A 14,987-nucleotide genomic window follows, 5' to 3' on the forward strand; every position below is an offset into this window, starting at 1 on the left:
GCTGCAACGCACCAATCCTGAGCACTGTGTCTTACATTGTCTTGACGCTGGGCTGCATATTTCCGCAGAAAGCAATACCATGGCTAAAATTTTCATCGACGGCGAAGCGGGCACCACCGGTTTGCAGATCCGTGAGCGCCTGGCGCTGATGCCGCACGTGCAGGTGCTGAGCATCGATCCGGCCCGTCGCAAAGACCCCGAAGCCAAACGCGAGCTGATGGCCGCCGCTGATTTGGTGGTGTTGTGCCTGCACGACGATGCCGCCATCGAGTCGGTGGCCATGATCGACAGCCTGCCGGGTGCAAAACCCCGCATTGTGGACGCCTCCACCGCGCACCGTTGCCACCCCGATTGGGTCTTTGGCTTTCCAGAGCTGGCCGCTGATCAGGCCGCCGCTGTTCGTCAGGCCCAGCGCGTGGCCAACCCCGGCTGCTATGCCACAGGTGCGATCGCCATCTTGCGGCCCTTGATCGACGCGGGCTTGCTACCGCAGGATTTTCCAGTGTGCTTGCCATCCGTGAGTGGTTACTCCGGCGGCGGCCGCAGCATGATCGAAGATTTCGAAGCAGGCCGGGCTCCCTTATTTGAGGCTTATGCCCTGGGCCTCAAGCACAAGCACATCCCCGAAATCATGCACTACACCGGACTGACCCAGCGGCCCTTGTTTGTGCCTGCCGTCGGCAATTTCCGCCAAGGCATGTTGGTGCAACTGCCGCTGCATCTGGACAGCTTACCGGGCAAGCCCACGGGCACAGACCTGCACGCGGCCTTGCAGGCGCACTACGCGGCCAGCCATGCTGCAGGCGGCTGGGTGAGCGTGCTGCCCGCCACGGCCGACGCCAAACTGGACGCCACCGCCCTGAACAACACCAACAAGCTGGAGATTCGGGTATTTGCCAATCAAGAGGCACGACATGCCGTGGTGATCGCCCGATTGGACAACCTGGGCAAAGGAGCCAGCGGCGCGGCGGTGCAAAACATCGAATTGATGTTGGGTTTGTGAGCCTAACGCTGTACCCGCTGTGCGTTCATTTCCAGCGGATCAACTCAATGTGCACGCTGCCTTTGTCGCTGCTGAAGGTGACGCTGCCTTCTTGAAGGGTGGCTTGCAGCTGCATGCTGCGCTCGGCAAGCTTTGCCAATTCTTGGGAGCCCTCGGTGGGCACGCGCCAGACCTGTAACTTGTCCAATCGGGTGAGCTTGGTCTCGATGCCTTTCCACCAGACTTCGGCTGCGTGGTTGAAGCAATACAGCAGCACCTCGTCGGCCTTCTGGCAGGCTTTCATGATGGGTTTGTCTTCGGGTTGGCCGACTTCGATCCACATGCGGGTGCGGCCCGTGAAATCGCGCAAGCTGCAATCCGGGTCATCCGGGTCAGACAAGCCTGCACCAAAAGCCAGCTTGCCGTCGCCGTTGCACACGGCCTGCAATTTGTAAGCGTTGATGGCCAGTGCCAGCAGGCGGATCATCATGCGCTCGTCGGTCTCGCTGGGGTGACGCGCCAGCGTGAGCTGGTGGTCTTCGTAATAGCTGTGATCGATGTCGGCGATCGACAGGTTGGCTTTGTAGATGGTGGATTTGAGGGCCATGGGTTCAGTCTTTGCGAGCCAACATGCGCCAGCCCAACAGCTGAACGCCATTGCGCAGGGCAGACATTTCGCCGCCGTAAATCAATAAAGGGGGGCAGGCCTCGCTGCCTGCCATGCTGGCAGAGCGCTGGCCAGCGCGTACATAGTCGCCTGTCGGCGTTTGACCGGATTTGATCTCAACGGTCTGCAACTGACCTGTGCCCGTTTCGTAAAGCAGATCCGCTTCCAACCCGTTGTTGTCACGCCAAAAATGCAAATCACTGGGCAGCCCCTGGTTGGTCCTGTGCTTGAGGAACTCGGTCACGACCCAGTTTTCAAACAACGCCCCACGCGCAGGGTGCAGGCTCAGTTGCTCCGGCTGACGAATGCCCAACAACCAACATGCCAAGCCTGTGTCCACAAAATAGAGTTTGGGTGATTTGACCAAACGCTTGCCAAAGTTGCGGTGGTACGGTGTCAGCACGAAAAGCACATCGCTCGATTCAAGCACCGACAACCAAGCGCGCGCGGTGGTGTGGGTGATGCCCGCCTCGCTGGCCAGCGCACTCAAGTTCAGCAATTGGCCCGTGCAGCCCGCACACAAGCGAATAAATCTCTGAAAAATTGCCAGATCCTGCACTTGCAAGACCTGCCTGACATCCCGCTCCAGGTAGGTGGTGATGTAGCTGGCAAACCAGTCGGTGGGCTGCGTGACTGCATTCATGTTCAAGGCTGGATAGCCGCCTCGCCACAGCACTTCGTCCAGTGTGGCCTGACCATTGCCTACGCCTGCAATTTCTGCCGCTGAAAATGGCAGCAAACGGCACATGGCCACACGGCCTGCCAAGGATTGCGTCACACCGGCCATCAAGCCAAACTGCTGCGATCCGGTCAGGACAAACTGTCCAGGTGTGCGGTCTTCATCCACCATCCCCTGGAGGTATGAAAAAAGGTCGGGCCAGCGCTGGGCTTCATCAAATATGGCGCCTTGGGTAAACCGTGCCAAAAACCCTCTGGGGTCTTCGGCTGCAAAAGCGCGCTCGGTCGGGTCTTCGAGCGAGATGTACGGCTTGTCAGGAAACAGATGACGGGCCAGCGTGGTTTTGCCCGATTGCCGGGGGCCGGTGATGGCCAACACAGGAAACGACCCGGCCAGACGTCGGAGCGCAGGGGCAAGTTGTCGTTCGATCATGGGGCTATTTTATACAGATTGAAGAAATGATCTTCAATCTGTATAGATCGGGTTGAAATCACCCGGTGCAACCCGCCTGGATAAACCGCTTCCGGTGAACCGATCAGACCCGGCGGGCCAGCTCGGCCGCCTTGCCGACATAACTGCCAGGCGTCATGGCCAGCAGGCGGTCTTTGTCGGCTTGCGGAATCTCCAGGCCTTGAATCAGGCCATGCAAGTCGGCCGCCGTGACCGTCTTGCCCCGGGTGACTTCTTTGAGCTTTTCGTAAGCACCCTGTACGCCATAGCGGCGCATCACGGTCTGGATCGGCTCGGCCAGGACTTCCCAGGCGGCGTCCAGATCGGCGGCCAGCGCTTCTTCGTTCAGTTCCAGCTTGTTCAGGCCGGTCATCAAGGACGCATAGGCCAGCGCGGTATATCCCAAGCCCACGCCCATGTTGCGCAGCACGGTCGAGTCGGTCAAATCACGCTGCCAACGGCTGATGGGCAGCTTCTCGCTCAGGTGCTTGAGCACGGCATTGGCCAAGCCCAGGTTGCCTTCGGCATTTTCAAAGTCGATCGGGTTGACCTTGTGCGGCATGGTGGAAGAGCCAATTTCACCGGCTTTCAAGCGCTGCTTGAAATAGCCCAAACCCACATAGCCCCAAATGTCGCGCGACAGGTCGATCAGAATGGTGTTGGTGCGGGCTAAGGCATCAAACAGCTCGGCCATGTAGTCATGCGGCTCGATCTGAATGCTGAAGGGTTGGAATGTCAAACCCAAACCCCATTGGCTGCTGTGTGTTTCGCTGATCTCCGGGGTTTCCACCACTTTGCGGGCAAAGGCTTCCCAGTCGAAGTCGGGCCAGGCCGACAAGTGGGCGTTGTAGTTGCCGACCGCGCCATTCATCTTGCCCATCAATTGCACAGCGGCGATTTTTTCGCGGCAGCCCTTCAAGCGCACCACCACATTGGCCATTTCCTTGCCCACCGTGGTGGGGCTGGCGGTCTGGCCGTGCGTGCGGCTGAGCATGGGCACGTCGGCAAAGGTGTGCGCCATCTCGCGCAATTTGGCGATCAACCCGTCCAGGCCGGGCAAAATGACTTGAGCCCGTGCGCCTTTGAGTTGCAGCGCGTGGCTGGTGTTGTTGATGTCTTCGCTGGTACAGGCAAAGTGCACAAACTCCGCACTTTTTTCCAGCTCGGGGCGGTCCTGGAACTTGGACTTGATCCAGTACTCCACGGCTTTCACGTCATGGTTGGTGATCTTTTCAAAATCTTTGATGGCCAGGGCGTCGGATTCTGAGAAGTTCTTCACCAACGCTGTCAAATAGGCGCGTGCGCCGGGGGTCAGGGGCTTGAATTCGGCAAAACCTGCATCGGACAAAGCAATGAACCAGGCGATTTCGACCTGAACGCGGCGGTGCATGTAACCCTGCTCGCTCATGAGCGGGCGCAAGGCATTGAGTTTGCTGGCGTAACGGCCATCCAGAGGGGACAGGGCGGAAATAGGGGTGAAATTCATGCGTGGATTGTAAGTGCCGCATTCTTGCGGTATTGGCCAAGGCACCCAGGCCATTACCCAATTGGCTAATGCTCAAAGGCACCCACACTGGGATCACCTAGAATCGAGGATCTTATCTCCTTGGCCCCAATGTCTATGAAACTCATCGGCTCTGTCACCAGCCCCTACGTTCGCAAGGTTCGCATCGTCATGGCCGAGAAAAAACTGGACTACCAGTTCGTCACCGAAGACGTGTGGTCGGCCCAGACCCTGATACACGCCTCCAACCCCTTGGGCAAAGTGCCCTGTTTGGTGATGGAGGGCGGTGAAGCGGTGTTTGATTCGCGCGTCATCGTGGAGTACCTGGACACCTTGTCTCCGGTGGGCAAACTCATTCCAACAGCCGGTCGTGAGCGCGCGGAAGTCAAAACCTGGGAGGCCCTGGCCGATGGCCTGCTGGACGCGGCCTTGCTGGCCCGCATGGAGGCCGTTTGGACCGGCCGCGAAGACAGCCAACGCAGCCAGGCCTGGATCGATCGCCAGCTTGACAAGATACAGCACGCGCTGCGTGCCATGAGCACCGGTTTGGGCGACAAAGCATTTTGTTCCGGCATCCACCTGAGTCTGTCCGATATTGCCGTGGTCTGCGCCGTGGCCTATCTGGATTTCCGCTTCCCTCAAATCGACTGGCGCACGCCATACCCCAATCTGCTCAAGCTGCACGACAAGTTGGCGCAGCGGCCTAGCTTCATCGACACCTCGCCGACTTGATGACGCTGTGGCCCAAAGGGGGCCATTCAGTAGTTCAACAAATTGCGCCACACATGAACCAGGTGTTCTGTGGCCAAGGCCTTGGCCAGCACCGGATCGCGGGCTTTGATGGCCTGCAGCAAAGCGCGGTGTTCTGACTGGTAAGTCAACCGCCGCTCAGGCGTGAGGCTGCGTTTTTTCAGCATGCCCCACTCCCCTTGGGCTCGGGCCTGGTTCATGAGCTTGAACAATCGGGCCACAAAGGCATTGTGTGCGGCACGGGCAATGATTTCGTGAAACATGCCATCCCAGACCTCGAATTCTTCGACACTGGTCGCCGCTTCGGCGCGTGTGCAGCAGTGGTCCATTTGCTCAAAATCAGCCAGTGTGGCGTTGCCAATCACCATCTCGATGATGGCGGGTTCCAGGGCCATGCGCGCCTCCATGAGTTCGGCCGGACTGGTGTGCCAAGCGGCATCGGGCGCATTAACCGGCATGGTCTTTTTCGAACTGACAGCGACCACCGCCTTGTCGGTGACATAAGTGCCACTGCCCACGGTCTGGGCAATCAGTCCTTGGGCCTTCATGTCGGCTAACACCTTGCGCACCGTGCTGCGGCTGATCTGGTACTGCTCTCCAAACTCGCGCTCGGTCGGCAAGCGCTCACCCGCCTGCCACTGACCGCTGTGCAACTGGTCAAGCAAGGTGGCGCGAAAGAGGTAAGAGGAGTCCACGGTGTGGGAAGTTGGTAAAAAACCAAATCATACCAATTTAACCCCACGTTGACAGCCTTGGGCAGCACCCGCCTGGCACCGTCGTGCAAAAGGCATAACCCCCAAAAATGTCATGTGTTCGGTAAAAAACGCGGATGCAAGACCGACATAACCCCGTAAAAACCCTCATTCAAATTGTTCGGTGCGGGTCTTGACCCGGCAGCCTGACTCCGTATGATGGTTTGCATTGGTTGCACTGCAACCTTTTTTTTTGAACAAGCCCAAACTGGTCACCTGCCCCAGGAGAAGAATTTTGCGCATCGCCACATTTGCTCACCACGGAAAACGCCATGTCGGCCAAGTCTCGGCCGACGGCCTGCAGGTCACGCCTTTTACCCTGAGCGAGTCACAAGCCCAACATGGGGCGCAGCCCATCATTGAGGCCCTGGTTGCCGGACAGCCTCTGCCTGCCCTGGCGGGTGCAGCGCTGGCCATGTCCTCGGTCAAACTCGAGTCGCCCCTGCCCGTGCCTCGCCGCAACGTCTGGTGCGTGGGCCGCAACTACCATGCGCACGCCAAAGAATTGCAGGCGTCCGTGTTCAAGGACAGCAACACCGACACCAAGGCTTGGCCCATCGTGTTCACCAAAGTGCCCGAATGCGTGGTGGGGCCGACCGACGATGTGGTGTTGCCCGGCGCAGCCGTGTCCGACCAGATCGACTACGAAGCCGAGCTGGCCGTGATCATCGGTCAGGGCGGCAAGAACATCCGCCAGGCCGATGCCATGAAGCATGTGTTTGGCTACACCGTGGTCAACGATGTGACCGCTCGCGACGTGCAGATGCGCCACCAACAGTGGGACATGGGCAAGTCGTTTGACACCTTTTGCCCCATGGGCCCGTGGATCGTGACCGCCGACGAAATCGACGGACGCAACACCCGGGTGCGCTGCTGGGTCAATGGCGAGTTGCGCCAGGATGGCCCCACCGAGAACATGATTTTCGACATCCCCTCGCTGATCGAAACCATCTCACGCGGCATCACCCTCTACCCGGGCGACATCATCGCCACAGGCACTCCAGCCGGTGTGGGCATGGGCCTGAATCCGCCGCGCTACATCGCCAAGGGCGATGTAATCCGGGTCGAAATCGACGGCGTGGGCCACATCGAAAACCGTTTCGTTTGAGCCCATTCGAATGGCCAAAGGCTGGCTTTGGCAGTACCCCACCACAAGGAGACTTCACATGAACCGACGCCCCCTCATCTGCGCTGCACTGATTATCCCGCTGGCCTTGGCCGGCTTCAGCCAAGCGGCTTTGGCTCAAGCCTACCCCAGCAAACCCATCACCATGGTGGTGCCCTTTCCACCTGGTGGGGTGGCCGACACGGTGGGGCGTCCCGTGGCCGAAGCCATGTCTCGGCACCTCAAGCAAAGCATCGTGGTGGAAAACAAAGGCGGCGCAGGTGGCGGCATCGGTATGGCGCAAGTTGCCAAATCCAAGGGCGACGGCTACACGGTGCTGATGTCCTTGTCCTCCTTGGTGGTCTTGCCAGAAGCCGACAAAATCCTCAAGCGTGCCCCTCTGTACGAAACGAACCAGCTCAAACCCGTGGCCCGTTTCACGGCCGATCCCACGGTGCTGGTGGTGCGTGCTGATAGCCCCTGGAAAACCTACGCCGACTTCATCGCTTACGCCAAGACCAATCCCGGTCGCATCAGCTTCGGCTCGTCTGGCAATTACGGCACCATGCATGTGCCCATGGAGCAGCTCAAGGCTGCCACCTCGACCTTCATGCTGCACGTGCCCTACACCGGTGCAGGCCCAGCTGTCTTGTCTTTGCTGGGCGGGCAAATTGAAGCACTGTCCACTGGCCCTGCCAGCGTGAAACAACACATCGCTTCGGGCCGCTTGCGCGCCTTGGCCCACTGGGGCGATGGACGCCTGGCCAGCATGCCCGAGGTCCCCAGCTTCAAGGAGTTGGGGGTGCCGATCCAATATTCGCAATGGGCGGGCATGTTTGTTCCGGCAGACACCCCTGCCGCTGTGGTGGACGCTTTGCGACAAGCGGCCCGCTTTGCGGCACAAGATGCGCGCGCAGTGGCCGCACTGACTTCTGCTGGCACCTCGTTCATGTACCAAGATGCGCCCGAGTTCGAGCGCTTTGTGCAGGCCGACGGCAAGGAAATGAGCGCCTTGGTCAAGCGCATTGGCAAGGTCGATTGAGCGGCTGCATCATGTGGCGTCACCAACCTTCACCTCTTATGGACAACCACGATCCACAGCCATTTGCAAAGCATCAATAAAAAGAAAAAACATGACCTGGAACCATGAGTATTTTGTCAATCGTGAAGACGTTCGCCTGTATGTTTATCGCAAGCGAGCCACAGCACCTGCGGCAGGCGAAGCCGCCAAACCGGTGCTGCTGCTGGTCCACGGCTCAACCGTGTCGGGCCGCAACACCTACGACCTGCAAGTTCCCGGAGGCCAAGACTATTCGGTGATGGATTACTTTGCCGCGCGCGGCTACGACGTTTGGACCGTGGACCACGAAGGTTACGGTCGATCCAGCTGGTCGGGGCGTGGCAACAGCGATGTGCGCACAGGCGCCAAAGATTTGGCGGCGGTCGTTCCCTTTATCTTGCAAGAGACTGGCGTAGAGAAGATCAACATTTTTGGTTCTTCGTCGGGTGCACTGCGCGCGTGCCTCTACACAGAAGCCCACCCCCAAACCGTATCACGCCTGGGTTTGTCGGCACTGGTTTACACCGGAGAGGGCTCACCTACGCTGGAGCAGCGCCGCAAAAAACTCCCCGAATACAGCACCAGCCCCCGCCGCAAGGTGGACTTGGCTTTTTATGAAGGCATGTTCAACCGCGACAAACCCGGCTCCAGCGAGGACATCGTGCCCAAAGCCATTGCAGCGGCCGAATTGCCCTTGGTCAGCGAAGTGCCGACAGGCACTTATGTGGACATGTGCGCCAACTTGCCTTTGGCCAAGCCCGAAGCGATTCCCTGCCCCACTTTGGTAATCAGGGGCGAGTTTGACGGCATTGCCGCCGAACCCGATTTGCTGGATTTTTTCACCCGATTGCCCACCAAAGACAAGCAGTTTGTGGTGCTGTCGGGCATTGCACACAACCCGATGATGGGCGTGGTACGCAACAAATTCCACTTTGCATTGGAAAACTTCCTCAAAGCCCCTATCTGAGCTTGTTTTGAACCAAGACGCACACAACGCGTCAGTTACACCCTGTTGTACCGCTGAGTGCAGCAGGGCTTAGGGACCCAAAAAGACAGCAAAAAGATGGCCCAACAAGAGGCCCAATCGGATCCACCGGATCACATACAGGAAAGGAACAACATGACAAAAGTTCAATGGTCTGGCGGCCAAGAACACTGGACCCACAAAGAAGACATCCGTCTCTTTTTGTGGAACAAACCCGCATCACCCAAAGTCCCTCCTGCGGGCACCATCTTGTTTGTCCATGGCTCGTCCATGGCCTCTCAACCCACATTTGATTTGCACGTTCCCGGCAGGCCGCATTCGTCGGTGATGGACTGGTTTGCCGAACGCGGCTTTGACACCTGGTGCATGGACAACGAAGGCTATGGTCGCTCTGACAAACACAGGCCCATCAACTTCGACATCAGCAACGGAGCCGATGATTTGGCTGCAGGCAGCGAGTACATCCTGAAAACTACCGGCGTACAACAGCTGCTGGTCTACGGGATTTCTTCTGGCGCCTTAAAGGCGGCTTTGTTTGCCCAACGCCACCCCGAGCGCGTGGCCAAACTTGCACTCGATGCCTTTGTCTGGACAGGCGAAGGCAGCCCAACCCTGGCCGAACGTGCCAAAAAATTGCCCGAATTTTTGGCCAAAAACAGCCGGCCCATTGACCGCGCCTTTGTGCACAGCATTTTCAACCGTGACCACGCAGCGTGCGCCGACGAAGCCACCAAAGACGCTTTTGCCGATGCCATCCTGACACTTGACTCGGCCATGCCCACGGGCACATATGTCGATATGTGCTCCAAATTACCGCTGGTGGACCCCACTCAAGTCAAGTCAGCCACACTGATCATGCGAGGCGAGTACGACGGTATTGCCAGCCTGGACGACCTGATCAACTTCTTCAAGTTACTGCCCTGCACCAGCAAGCAATTCAGCATCATGCAAGGCATCTCGCATGCCAGCTTTCAGCAAAAAAATTACTTTATGGTTTACCAAATTTTGCACAGCTTCTTTTCTCAACCCGAACCCACCTACAAAGGTTAAATCATGAAAAAGCTATTGAGCACCGTTTGCACTGCAGCCTTGTTGACCTTACCAGCTGGCGCTGCGCTGGCCCAAACCTACCCCACAAAACCCGTCAAGATCGTGGTGCCCTTTGGGCCCGGCGGCTTCACCGATGTGGTGGCGCGCATTTTGGGTGTCAAGCTGGGCGAGACCCTCGGTCAGCCTGTGGTGATTGAGAACAAGCCCGGCGCGGGCTCCATGATCGGCTCCGACCAAGTCGCCAAGTCGGCACCGGACGGTCACACCCTGTTGATCGTTTCGTCCACCCATGTGATCAGCCCCTGGATATACAAAACCGTCCCCTACGACCCGATCAAATCCTTCACGCCTGTCACCAAGCTGGTGGATTCGCCTTATGTGTTGTTGACGAACCCCAAAGTGCCTGCCAAAAACGTGCAGGAGTTCATAGCGCTGGCCAAGTCGCAACCCAACAACATCCATTACGCGTCTTCAGGCAACGGCAGTGCACAACACTTGATTGGCGGTTTATTTGCATCCATGACCCAGACACAACTCAAGCATGTGCCCTACCGCAGCAGCAGCTTGGCGGCCACGGACTTGGTCGCTGGTGTGGTGGAGAGCAGTTTTGCAGGCGTGCCCAATGCACTGGCCCAAGTGCCCAACGGTCGACTCAACGCCTTGGCCGTCACGAGTGCCAAACGGATTCCGCAACTGCCCAATGTGCCCACCATGCAAGAAGCGGGCGTGCCCGGTTATGATGCCACGATTTGGCTGGCCCTTTTGGCCCCAGCTGGCACACCGGCCCACATCGTCAACCGTCTGAACAGCGACGTGGCCAAAATCATGAACACACCCGAAACCCAAAAAGCCATGTACGACGCAGGCGTAGAAGTCAGCCTGTCCACGCCCGCAGCCATGTCCCAATTGATGGTCTCCGAACTCGACAAATGGGGCAAAGTGGTGAAAGAAGCGGGCATCAAGATCGAATGAGTTACTTGAATCAAGCGCTTCAACAACTTCAAACACACCACCTTATACAGTCCGCCCCACACGGGTGGCTACCCGTTAGTTCACATTTAAAACCCTTTGGAGATACCCCATGTTGAAACTCAGCCCCACACTCAAACTGGTGACATGCACGCTGGCCTTGACGGCTGGCCTGGCCCAAGCCCAAAGCTACCCCAACCGCCCCGTGAAAATCGTGGTGCCTTTTGCAGCCGGCGGCCCCGCCGACAACTACGCCCGCTTCATGGCGCAACGCTTGGGCGACGAGCTCAAGCAGACCTTTGTGATCGACAACAAACCGGGCGCAGGCTCCATCATCGGCACCGATTTGGTGGCCAAGTCAGCGGCCGATGGCTACACGCTGCTCATGATGTCCAACACGCACACCGTCAACGAGTCCTTGATCCCGACCAAGCCGTTTGCCTTGATGCGTGACTTTGTGGGCATTGCGCCGATCAATTATTCAGCGCTCTTGCTGGTGGCACACCCTTCTGTGCCTGTCAAAACAGTGGGTGAGCTGGTGGCGTTGGCCAAATCCAAGCCCGGCAAGATCAATTACGCCTCATCGGGCAACGGCACGCCGTACCACATGGCGGGCGAGCTGTTCAAATTCATGGCGGGCATCGACATGACCCATGTGCCCTACAAAGGCAGCTCCGGTGCACGCACCGACATCGTGGGCGGACAGGTGGACGTGATGTTCGATGCCGAGACAACCATGGCGACTTTGTCACGCGATGGCAAGGTCCGGGCGCTGGCCAGCACCGGCTTGACCCGCTCAAACAACCTGCCGGATTTGGCGACCGTCCACGAGTCCGGTGTGCCCCGGTTTGAAGCCAGCATCTGGTTGGGCCTGATGGCCCCCAAGGGCACCCCGGCCGATGTGGTGAACAAACTCAACGCCGAAGTGCGCAAAATCGTGAACAACCCCGAAGTCAAAGCCGCCTGGGCCAAGCAAGGGGCGGTGCCCATGTCGATGAGCGTGCCCGAGTTTGACCAGTACCTGAACGCCGACATCGCCAAGTGGGCCAACATCGTTAAAGTTTCGGGCGCCAAGCCAGACTGAAGCGTTTCAACGGCCACTTTTGCCCCTTGATGGAAAGCACAACATGCATGTATTGAGTGGCGGCGCAGCCGCAGCCGTGGTCAAAGGCATCCAGGCCGAATTTGAACAAGCCACCGGCAGCCGCATCGACGGCACCTTCAGCGCGGTGGGCATGATGCGCGACAAATTGGTGAGCGGTGCGCCCTGCGATGTGGTGATTCTCACGAAACCCCTGATCGAGCAGTTGATCGCTTCAGGGCATGTGGTAGCGGGCAGTGCGCGATCGCTGGGATTGGTCAAAACCGGCGTGGCCGTGCGCAGCGGCACGCCGCACCCCCGGGTGCAAACCCGCGCCGAACTGCATGCGGCCATGAGCGCTGCCAAGGGCATTTACTTTCCAGACCCGGACAAAGCCACAGCCGGCATCCACTTCATGAACGTGCTCAAAGCACTCGGGCTCGATGAAAGCCTGCGCAGCAAATTCCGCATCTTCCCGAACGGTGCCACAGCCATGGGCGCGATGGCGCTGAGCAACGAGAGCTCACTGATCGGCTGCACACAAATCACCGAGATCAATTACACCCAAGGTGTGGACTTGGTCGCGGTGCTGCCTGCTGAATTCGAGTTGAACACCAACTACACGCTGGGCATTTGCACCCACACGCAAAACCTGCAACAGGCTCAGCTCTTGGCCGACCTGTTGAGTGGTCCCGCTTCAGAGGCGGTGCGCAGGCAAGGTGGCTTTGAGTTCTGAGGTCGCCCAGCCTTTGCAAGGCTTCAGGTGTTGGCGCGTTTTTTGAGCCAACGCATCACGCCGCCCACCAATGGCAGTTTCTCGTAGAGCTCTTCGGCCGCATCCCAATAATCGCGGTGCAGGGTCACCAAACCCTGCTCGTTGAAAACCACATGGCTGGCTCCGCGCACGGCTTGCAAGGTGGTGGTATCAAAACGCTTGAACCGAAAGCGAAATTCCCAGGTCAAGAAGGCTTGCGGGCCATCCACCACCTGGCCGGTCACGACAAAGTGCGGCTGGTCCAACGCCACGTACATGTGCTGAAAAATCCGTTCAATCTCTGCTAAACCCTGCACCTCGTTAAAGGGGTCTTTGAAGCGGGCTTTCGCGTCATAAACCGTGTGCAACTGCGCCACGCTTTGCGGCGACAGGGTTTCAAAAAAAGTGGCCAGGTTTTCGGTGACTTGTCGGCTGTTCATGTGTGGCTTTCCATTCGGGCTCAAAGCCCAGTGAACTTGCGCACCAACGGGAAATAAAGTCGGTAGGGCAGCAAGCGCAGCAGTTTCAGCCAAAGGGTGAAGCGTTTGGGGAAATGGATGTCGAACTGGCCTTGGGCCCAACCCTTGAGCATTTGACGTGCGGCTTCTTCGGGGCTGATGAGGGCAGGCATGGTGAACTGGTTTTGCGCCGTGAGCGGCGTGGCGACAAACCCGGGGTTGACCACGCTCACGCCAATGCCTTGGTCTTGCAAGTCCATGTAGAGCGTCTCGGCCAAGTGGGTAAGGGCGGCCTTGGTCGGGCCATAAGCCAGGCCATTGGGCAGGCCGCGCCAACCCGCCACGCTGCTGAGCAGGCTGATGTGTCCGCTGCGCCGGGCGAGCATGCCCGGCAGCACCGCATGAATCACCTGCAAAGCGCCCTGGTAATTGACCTTGTCGTGTTGCAACAAGTCGTCGATGTCCATGGCCGTGGCGCGTTGGGCGCGGTAGTAACCCGCCGCATAGACCACCATGTCGAGCGGGCCTTCGGCCAGCAGGGCGCTGGCCGTGGCCTGCACTTGGGGCACATCGCTCACGTCCAGTGCGCACCACTGCACCCCCGCATCTTTCGCGGCCCAGTCCTGCACGCCTTGCGGGTTGCGAGCCGACACCACCACCTGGGCCCCAGCCGCGCGCAGCGCCTGCGCGCAGGCCAGGCCAATGCCGGTGGATGCGCCCACCAGCCAGACCCGACGACCTTGCCAATGGGTCAGGGGGGTGTTGAGCTGCAGCCAATTTCGGGCTTGCGGCTGTGGTGCGGGTGCCGCAGTTTGTGGGCCTGCTTTGGGGATGGCCATGTCGGCCACTTCCGTGGGCATGTCTGCCACGCCAGAGGAATGGGAGTTCATGAATATCAACCCGACTTGGCCGCCAAAGGCGTGCGGCGCGTGAAGGACAAGGTGACTTCGCCCAGCTTCACACCCCATTTGCTCATGGTGGCTTTGTTGAGCATGACACGGTCATCCATCAAGAACATCCAATCGTCAAAGTCCACGTTCCACACCCGGCCATCGACGGGCAAAGCCAGGGTGTAGCCCCAGCGAAACGCATTGCCGCTGACCTGGCCCGTGGCCTCTCCCACCACGTCGTCGGCGCGGCCGGTGTAGCTGCCGTTGGGCCCGGCCTTGAGCCTCCAGATGCGGCGCTGCTTGGTGCCGTCCGAGTACACAAAGGCCTCGTCCAACACGCCCTCGTCGCCGTTCCAGCTGCAGTCCATCACCACGGTGAAGCGTTTGACCACCTGACCGCTGCGGTCGGTGAACACGCCCCACGCGTCGATGGTGCCGGTGAAGTAGGTGCGCAAATCCAGCAATGGTTTTTCTTGCGCATAGTTTTGCACCTGCGGCCCGGCGCAGCTGGCCACAAAAGGCGTGGCCGCCACCATGGACAAAGCACCCAAGCGGGTGAGCGCCGTGCGGCGGTGGATCATGGCGTTGGCTGGTGTGCGCATGGATTGCTTTCGTAGAGAGGGTTCAAAGCGGCTTCACGCGCCAGGGCGGGCCGACGAGGGGGTCGAGGGATGGGCCGCGTCAGGCCCCGACATCAAATCGGGTCGACGCATCAGGCCCGTGAACAAAGCCAGTCCGGCCAGAAGCTTGAGCACACAAGGCAGCAGGCCATAAGCCAGGCCCAGCGCCAGCACGGCATCGGCACCCTGCTGGCCCGGGGCATAACCCCACAAGCCGAGCAATGGCAAAGA

Annotated in this window: 16 protein-coding genes and 1 pseudogene; 9 read left to right on the forward strand and 8 right to left on the reverse strand. The window is 59.0% G+C overall.

Annotated features, from left to right (window positions below; translation table 11 throughout):
- Positions 1-79 precede the first annotated feature (79 nt).
- Positions 80-1,003 (forward strand): N-acetyl-gamma-glutamyl-phosphate reductase, encoded by a 924-nt coding sequence (gene argC, locus ACIQ47_RS05965; RefSeq protein ID WP_396437275.1) that lies wholly within the window; start codon positions 80-82, stop codon positions 1,001-1,003.
- Positions 1,004-1,028: 25 nt separating this feature from the next.
- On the opposite strand, the gene ACIQ47_RS05970 is transcribed toward argC, so the two are convergent.
- From ACIQ47_RS05970 to purB, 3 genes are all read right to left on the reverse strand, one after another.
- The gene (locus ACIQ47_RS05970; protein WP_108354434.1) at positions 1,029-1,589 is read right to left on the reverse strand and encodes a YaeQ family protein; all 561 of its coding nucleotides are present in this window, start codon (positions 1,587-1,589) and stop codon (positions 1,029-1,031) included.
- Between the two features lie 4 nt (positions 1,590-1,593).
- Positions 1,594-2,760: an ATP-binding protein gene (locus ACIQ47_RS05975; RefSeq protein ID WP_396437276.1), complete on the reverse strand. Its 1,167-nt coding sequence runs from the start codon at positions 2,758-2,760 to the stop codon at positions 1,594-1,596.
- Positions 2,761-2,863: 103 nt separating this feature from the next.
- Positions 2,864-4,264, reverse strand: coding sequence for an adenylosuccinate lyase (gene purB, locus ACIQ47_RS05980; RefSeq protein WP_396437278.1), 1,401 nt, complete (start codon positions 4,262-4,264; stop codon positions 2,864-2,866).
- 135 nt (positions 4,265-4,399) lie between these two features.
- On the opposite strand from purB, the gene ACIQ47_RS05985 reads away from it, so the two are divergent.
- The gene (locus tag ACIQ47_RS05985) at positions 4,400-5,014 is read left to right on the forward strand and encodes a glutathione S-transferase N-terminal domain-containing protein (RefSeq protein ID WP_396437279.1); all 615 of its coding nucleotides are present in this window, start codon (positions 4,400-4,402) and stop codon (positions 5,012-5,014) included.
- Between the two features lie 26 nt (positions 5,015-5,040).
- On the opposite strand, the gene ACIQ47_RS05990 is transcribed toward ACIQ47_RS05985, so the two are convergent.
- Positions 5,041-5,727 carry a FadR/GntR family transcriptional regulator gene (locus ACIQ47_RS05990; protein WP_396437280.1) on the reverse strand — a complete coding sequence of 229 codons (687 nt, stop codon included), beginning with the start codon at positions 5,725-5,727 and terminating at the stop codon, positions 5,041-5,043.
- Positions 5,728-6,019: 292 nt separating this feature from the next.
- Between ACIQ47_RS05990 and ACIQ47_RS05995 the strand changes: the two genes are divergently transcribed.
- The 7 genes from ACIQ47_RS05995 (at position 6,020) to ACIQ47_RS06025 (ending at position 12,770) form a co-directional block, all read left to right on the forward strand.
- Complete coding sequence (locus ACIQ47_RS05995) at positions 6,020-6,892, forward strand: fumarylacetoacetate hydrolase family protein (protein ID WP_396437281.1); 873 nt, start codon at positions 6,020-6,022, stop codon at positions 6,890-6,892.
- A gap of 58 nt (positions 6,893-6,950) precedes the next feature.
- A complete protein-coding gene (locus ACIQ47_RS06000) occupies positions 6,951-7,931 on the forward strand; it encodes a Bug family tripartite tricarboxylate transporter substrate binding protein (protein ID WP_396437282.1) in 981 nt (326 codons plus the stop codon).
- 91 nt (positions 7,932-8,022) lie between these two features.
- Positions 8,023-8,916 (forward strand): alpha/beta hydrolase, encoded by an 894-nt coding sequence (locus tag ACIQ47_RS06005; RefSeq protein ID WP_396437283.1) that lies wholly within the window; start codon positions 8,023-8,025, stop codon positions 8,914-8,916.
- 153 nt (positions 8,917-9,069) lie between these two features.
- Positions 9,070-9,984, forward strand: coding sequence for an alpha/beta hydrolase (locus tag ACIQ47_RS06010; RefSeq protein ID WP_396437284.1), 915 nt, complete (start codon positions 9,070-9,072; stop codon positions 9,982-9,984).
- Between the two features lie 3 nt (positions 9,985-9,987).
- Complete coding sequence (locus tag ACIQ47_RS06015) at positions 9,988-10,956, forward strand: Bug family tripartite tricarboxylate transporter substrate binding protein (RefSeq protein WP_396437285.1); 969 nt, start codon at positions 9,988-9,990, stop codon at positions 10,954-10,956.
- 109 nt (positions 10,957-11,065) lie between these two features.
- Positions 11,066-12,037 (forward strand): tripartite tricarboxylate transporter substrate binding protein, encoded by a 972-nt coding sequence (locus ACIQ47_RS06020; protein ID WP_396437286.1) that lies wholly within the window; start codon positions 11,066-11,068, stop codon positions 12,035-12,037.
- A 43-nt stretch (positions 12,038-12,080) separates the two neighbouring features.
- Positions 12,081-12,770 (forward strand): molybdate ABC transporter substrate-binding protein, encoded by a 690-nt coding sequence (locus ACIQ47_RS06025; protein WP_396437287.1) that lies wholly within the window; start codon positions 12,081-12,083, stop codon positions 12,768-12,770.
- Between the two features lie 23 nt (positions 12,771-12,793).
- Here the strand turns inward: ACIQ47_RS06025 and ACIQ47_RS06030 are convergent, their stop codons facing one another.
- The 4 genes and pseudogenes from ACIQ47_RS06030 to ACIQ47_RS06045 form a co-directional block, all read right to left on the reverse strand.
- Positions 12,794-13,228: a nuclear transport factor 2 family protein gene (locus ACIQ47_RS06030; protein WP_396437288.1), complete on the reverse strand. Its 435-nt coding sequence runs from the start codon at positions 13,226-13,228 to the stop codon at positions 12,794-12,796.
- A 20-nt stretch (positions 13,229-13,248) separates the two neighbouring features.
- Entirely contained in the window at positions 13,249-14,019 is a 771-nt protein-coding gene (locus ACIQ47_RS06035; protein WP_396437290.1) for an SDR family NAD(P)-dependent oxidoreductase, read from the reverse strand.
- Between the two features lie 122 nt (positions 14,020-14,141).
- A complete protein-coding gene (locus tag ACIQ47_RS06040) occupies positions 14,142-14,738 on the reverse strand; it encodes a DUF3833 domain-containing protein (RefSeq protein ID WP_396437289.1) in 597 nt (198 codons plus the stop codon).
- A gap of 33 nt (positions 14,739-14,771) precedes the next feature.
- Positions 14,772-14,987: pseudogene (locus ACIQ47_RS06045) on the reverse strand (hypothetical protein); the annotation flags it as partial.

This window comes from Limnohabitans sp. (assembly GCF_044373035.1).
Lineage (GTDB): Bacteria > Pseudomonadota > Gammaproteobacteria > Burkholderiales > Burkholderiaceae_C > Limnohabitans_A.

Excerpts from the sequence above, each read along its gene's own strand:
- ACIQ47_RS05975 (WP_396437276.1), bottom strand. The coding sequence starts at position 2,760 with ATGATCGAACGACAACTTGCCCCTGCGCTCCGACGTCTGGCCGGGTCG.
- ACIQ47_RS06015 (WP_396437285.1), top strand. The coding sequence starts at position 9,988 with ATGAAAAAGCTATTGAGCACCGTTTGCACTGCAGCCTTGTTGACCTTA.
- ACIQ47_RS06025 (WP_396437287.1), top strand. The coding sequence starts at position 12,081 with ATGCATGTATTGAGTGGCGGCGCAGCCGCAGCCGTGGTCAAAGGCATC.
- ACIQ47_RS05970 (WP_108354434.1), bottom strand. The coding sequence starts at position 1,589 with ATGGCCCTCAAATCCACCATCTACAAAGCCAACCTGTCGATCGCCGAC.
- argC (WP_396437275.1), top strand. The coding sequence starts at position 80 with ATGGCTAAAATTTTCATCGACGGCGAAGCGGGCACCACCGGTTTGCAG.
- purB (WP_396437278.1), bottom strand. The coding sequence starts at position 4,264 with ATGAATTTCACCCCTATTTCCGCCCTGTCCCCTCTGGATGGCCGTTAC.
- ACIQ47_RS06005 (WP_396437283.1), top strand. The coding sequence starts at position 8,023 with ATGACCTGGAACCATGAGTATTTTGTCAATCGTGAAGACGTTCGCCTG.
- ACIQ47_RS06030 (WP_396437288.1), bottom strand. The coding sequence starts at position 13,228 with ATGAACAGCCGACAAGTCACCGAAAACCTGGCCACTTTTTTTGAAACC.
- ACIQ47_RS06000 (WP_396437282.1), top strand. The coding sequence starts at position 6,951 with ATGAACCGACGCCCCCTCATCTGCGCTGCACTGATTATCCCGCTGGCC.
- ACIQ47_RS06020 (WP_396437286.1), top strand. The coding sequence starts at position 11,066 with ATGTTGAAACTCAGCCCCACACTCAAACTGGTGACATGCACGCTGGCC.
- ACIQ47_RS06010 (WP_396437284.1), top strand. The coding sequence starts at position 9,070 with ATGACAAAAGTTCAATGGTCTGGCGGCCAAGAACACTGGACCCACAAA.
- ACIQ47_RS06040 (WP_396437289.1), bottom strand. The coding sequence starts at position 14,738 with ATGCGCACACCAGCCAACGCCATGATCCACCGCCGCACGGCGCTCACC.
- ACIQ47_RS05985 (WP_396437279.1), top strand. The coding sequence starts at position 4,400 with ATGAAACTCATCGGCTCTGTCACCAGCCCCTACGTTCGCAAGGTTCGC.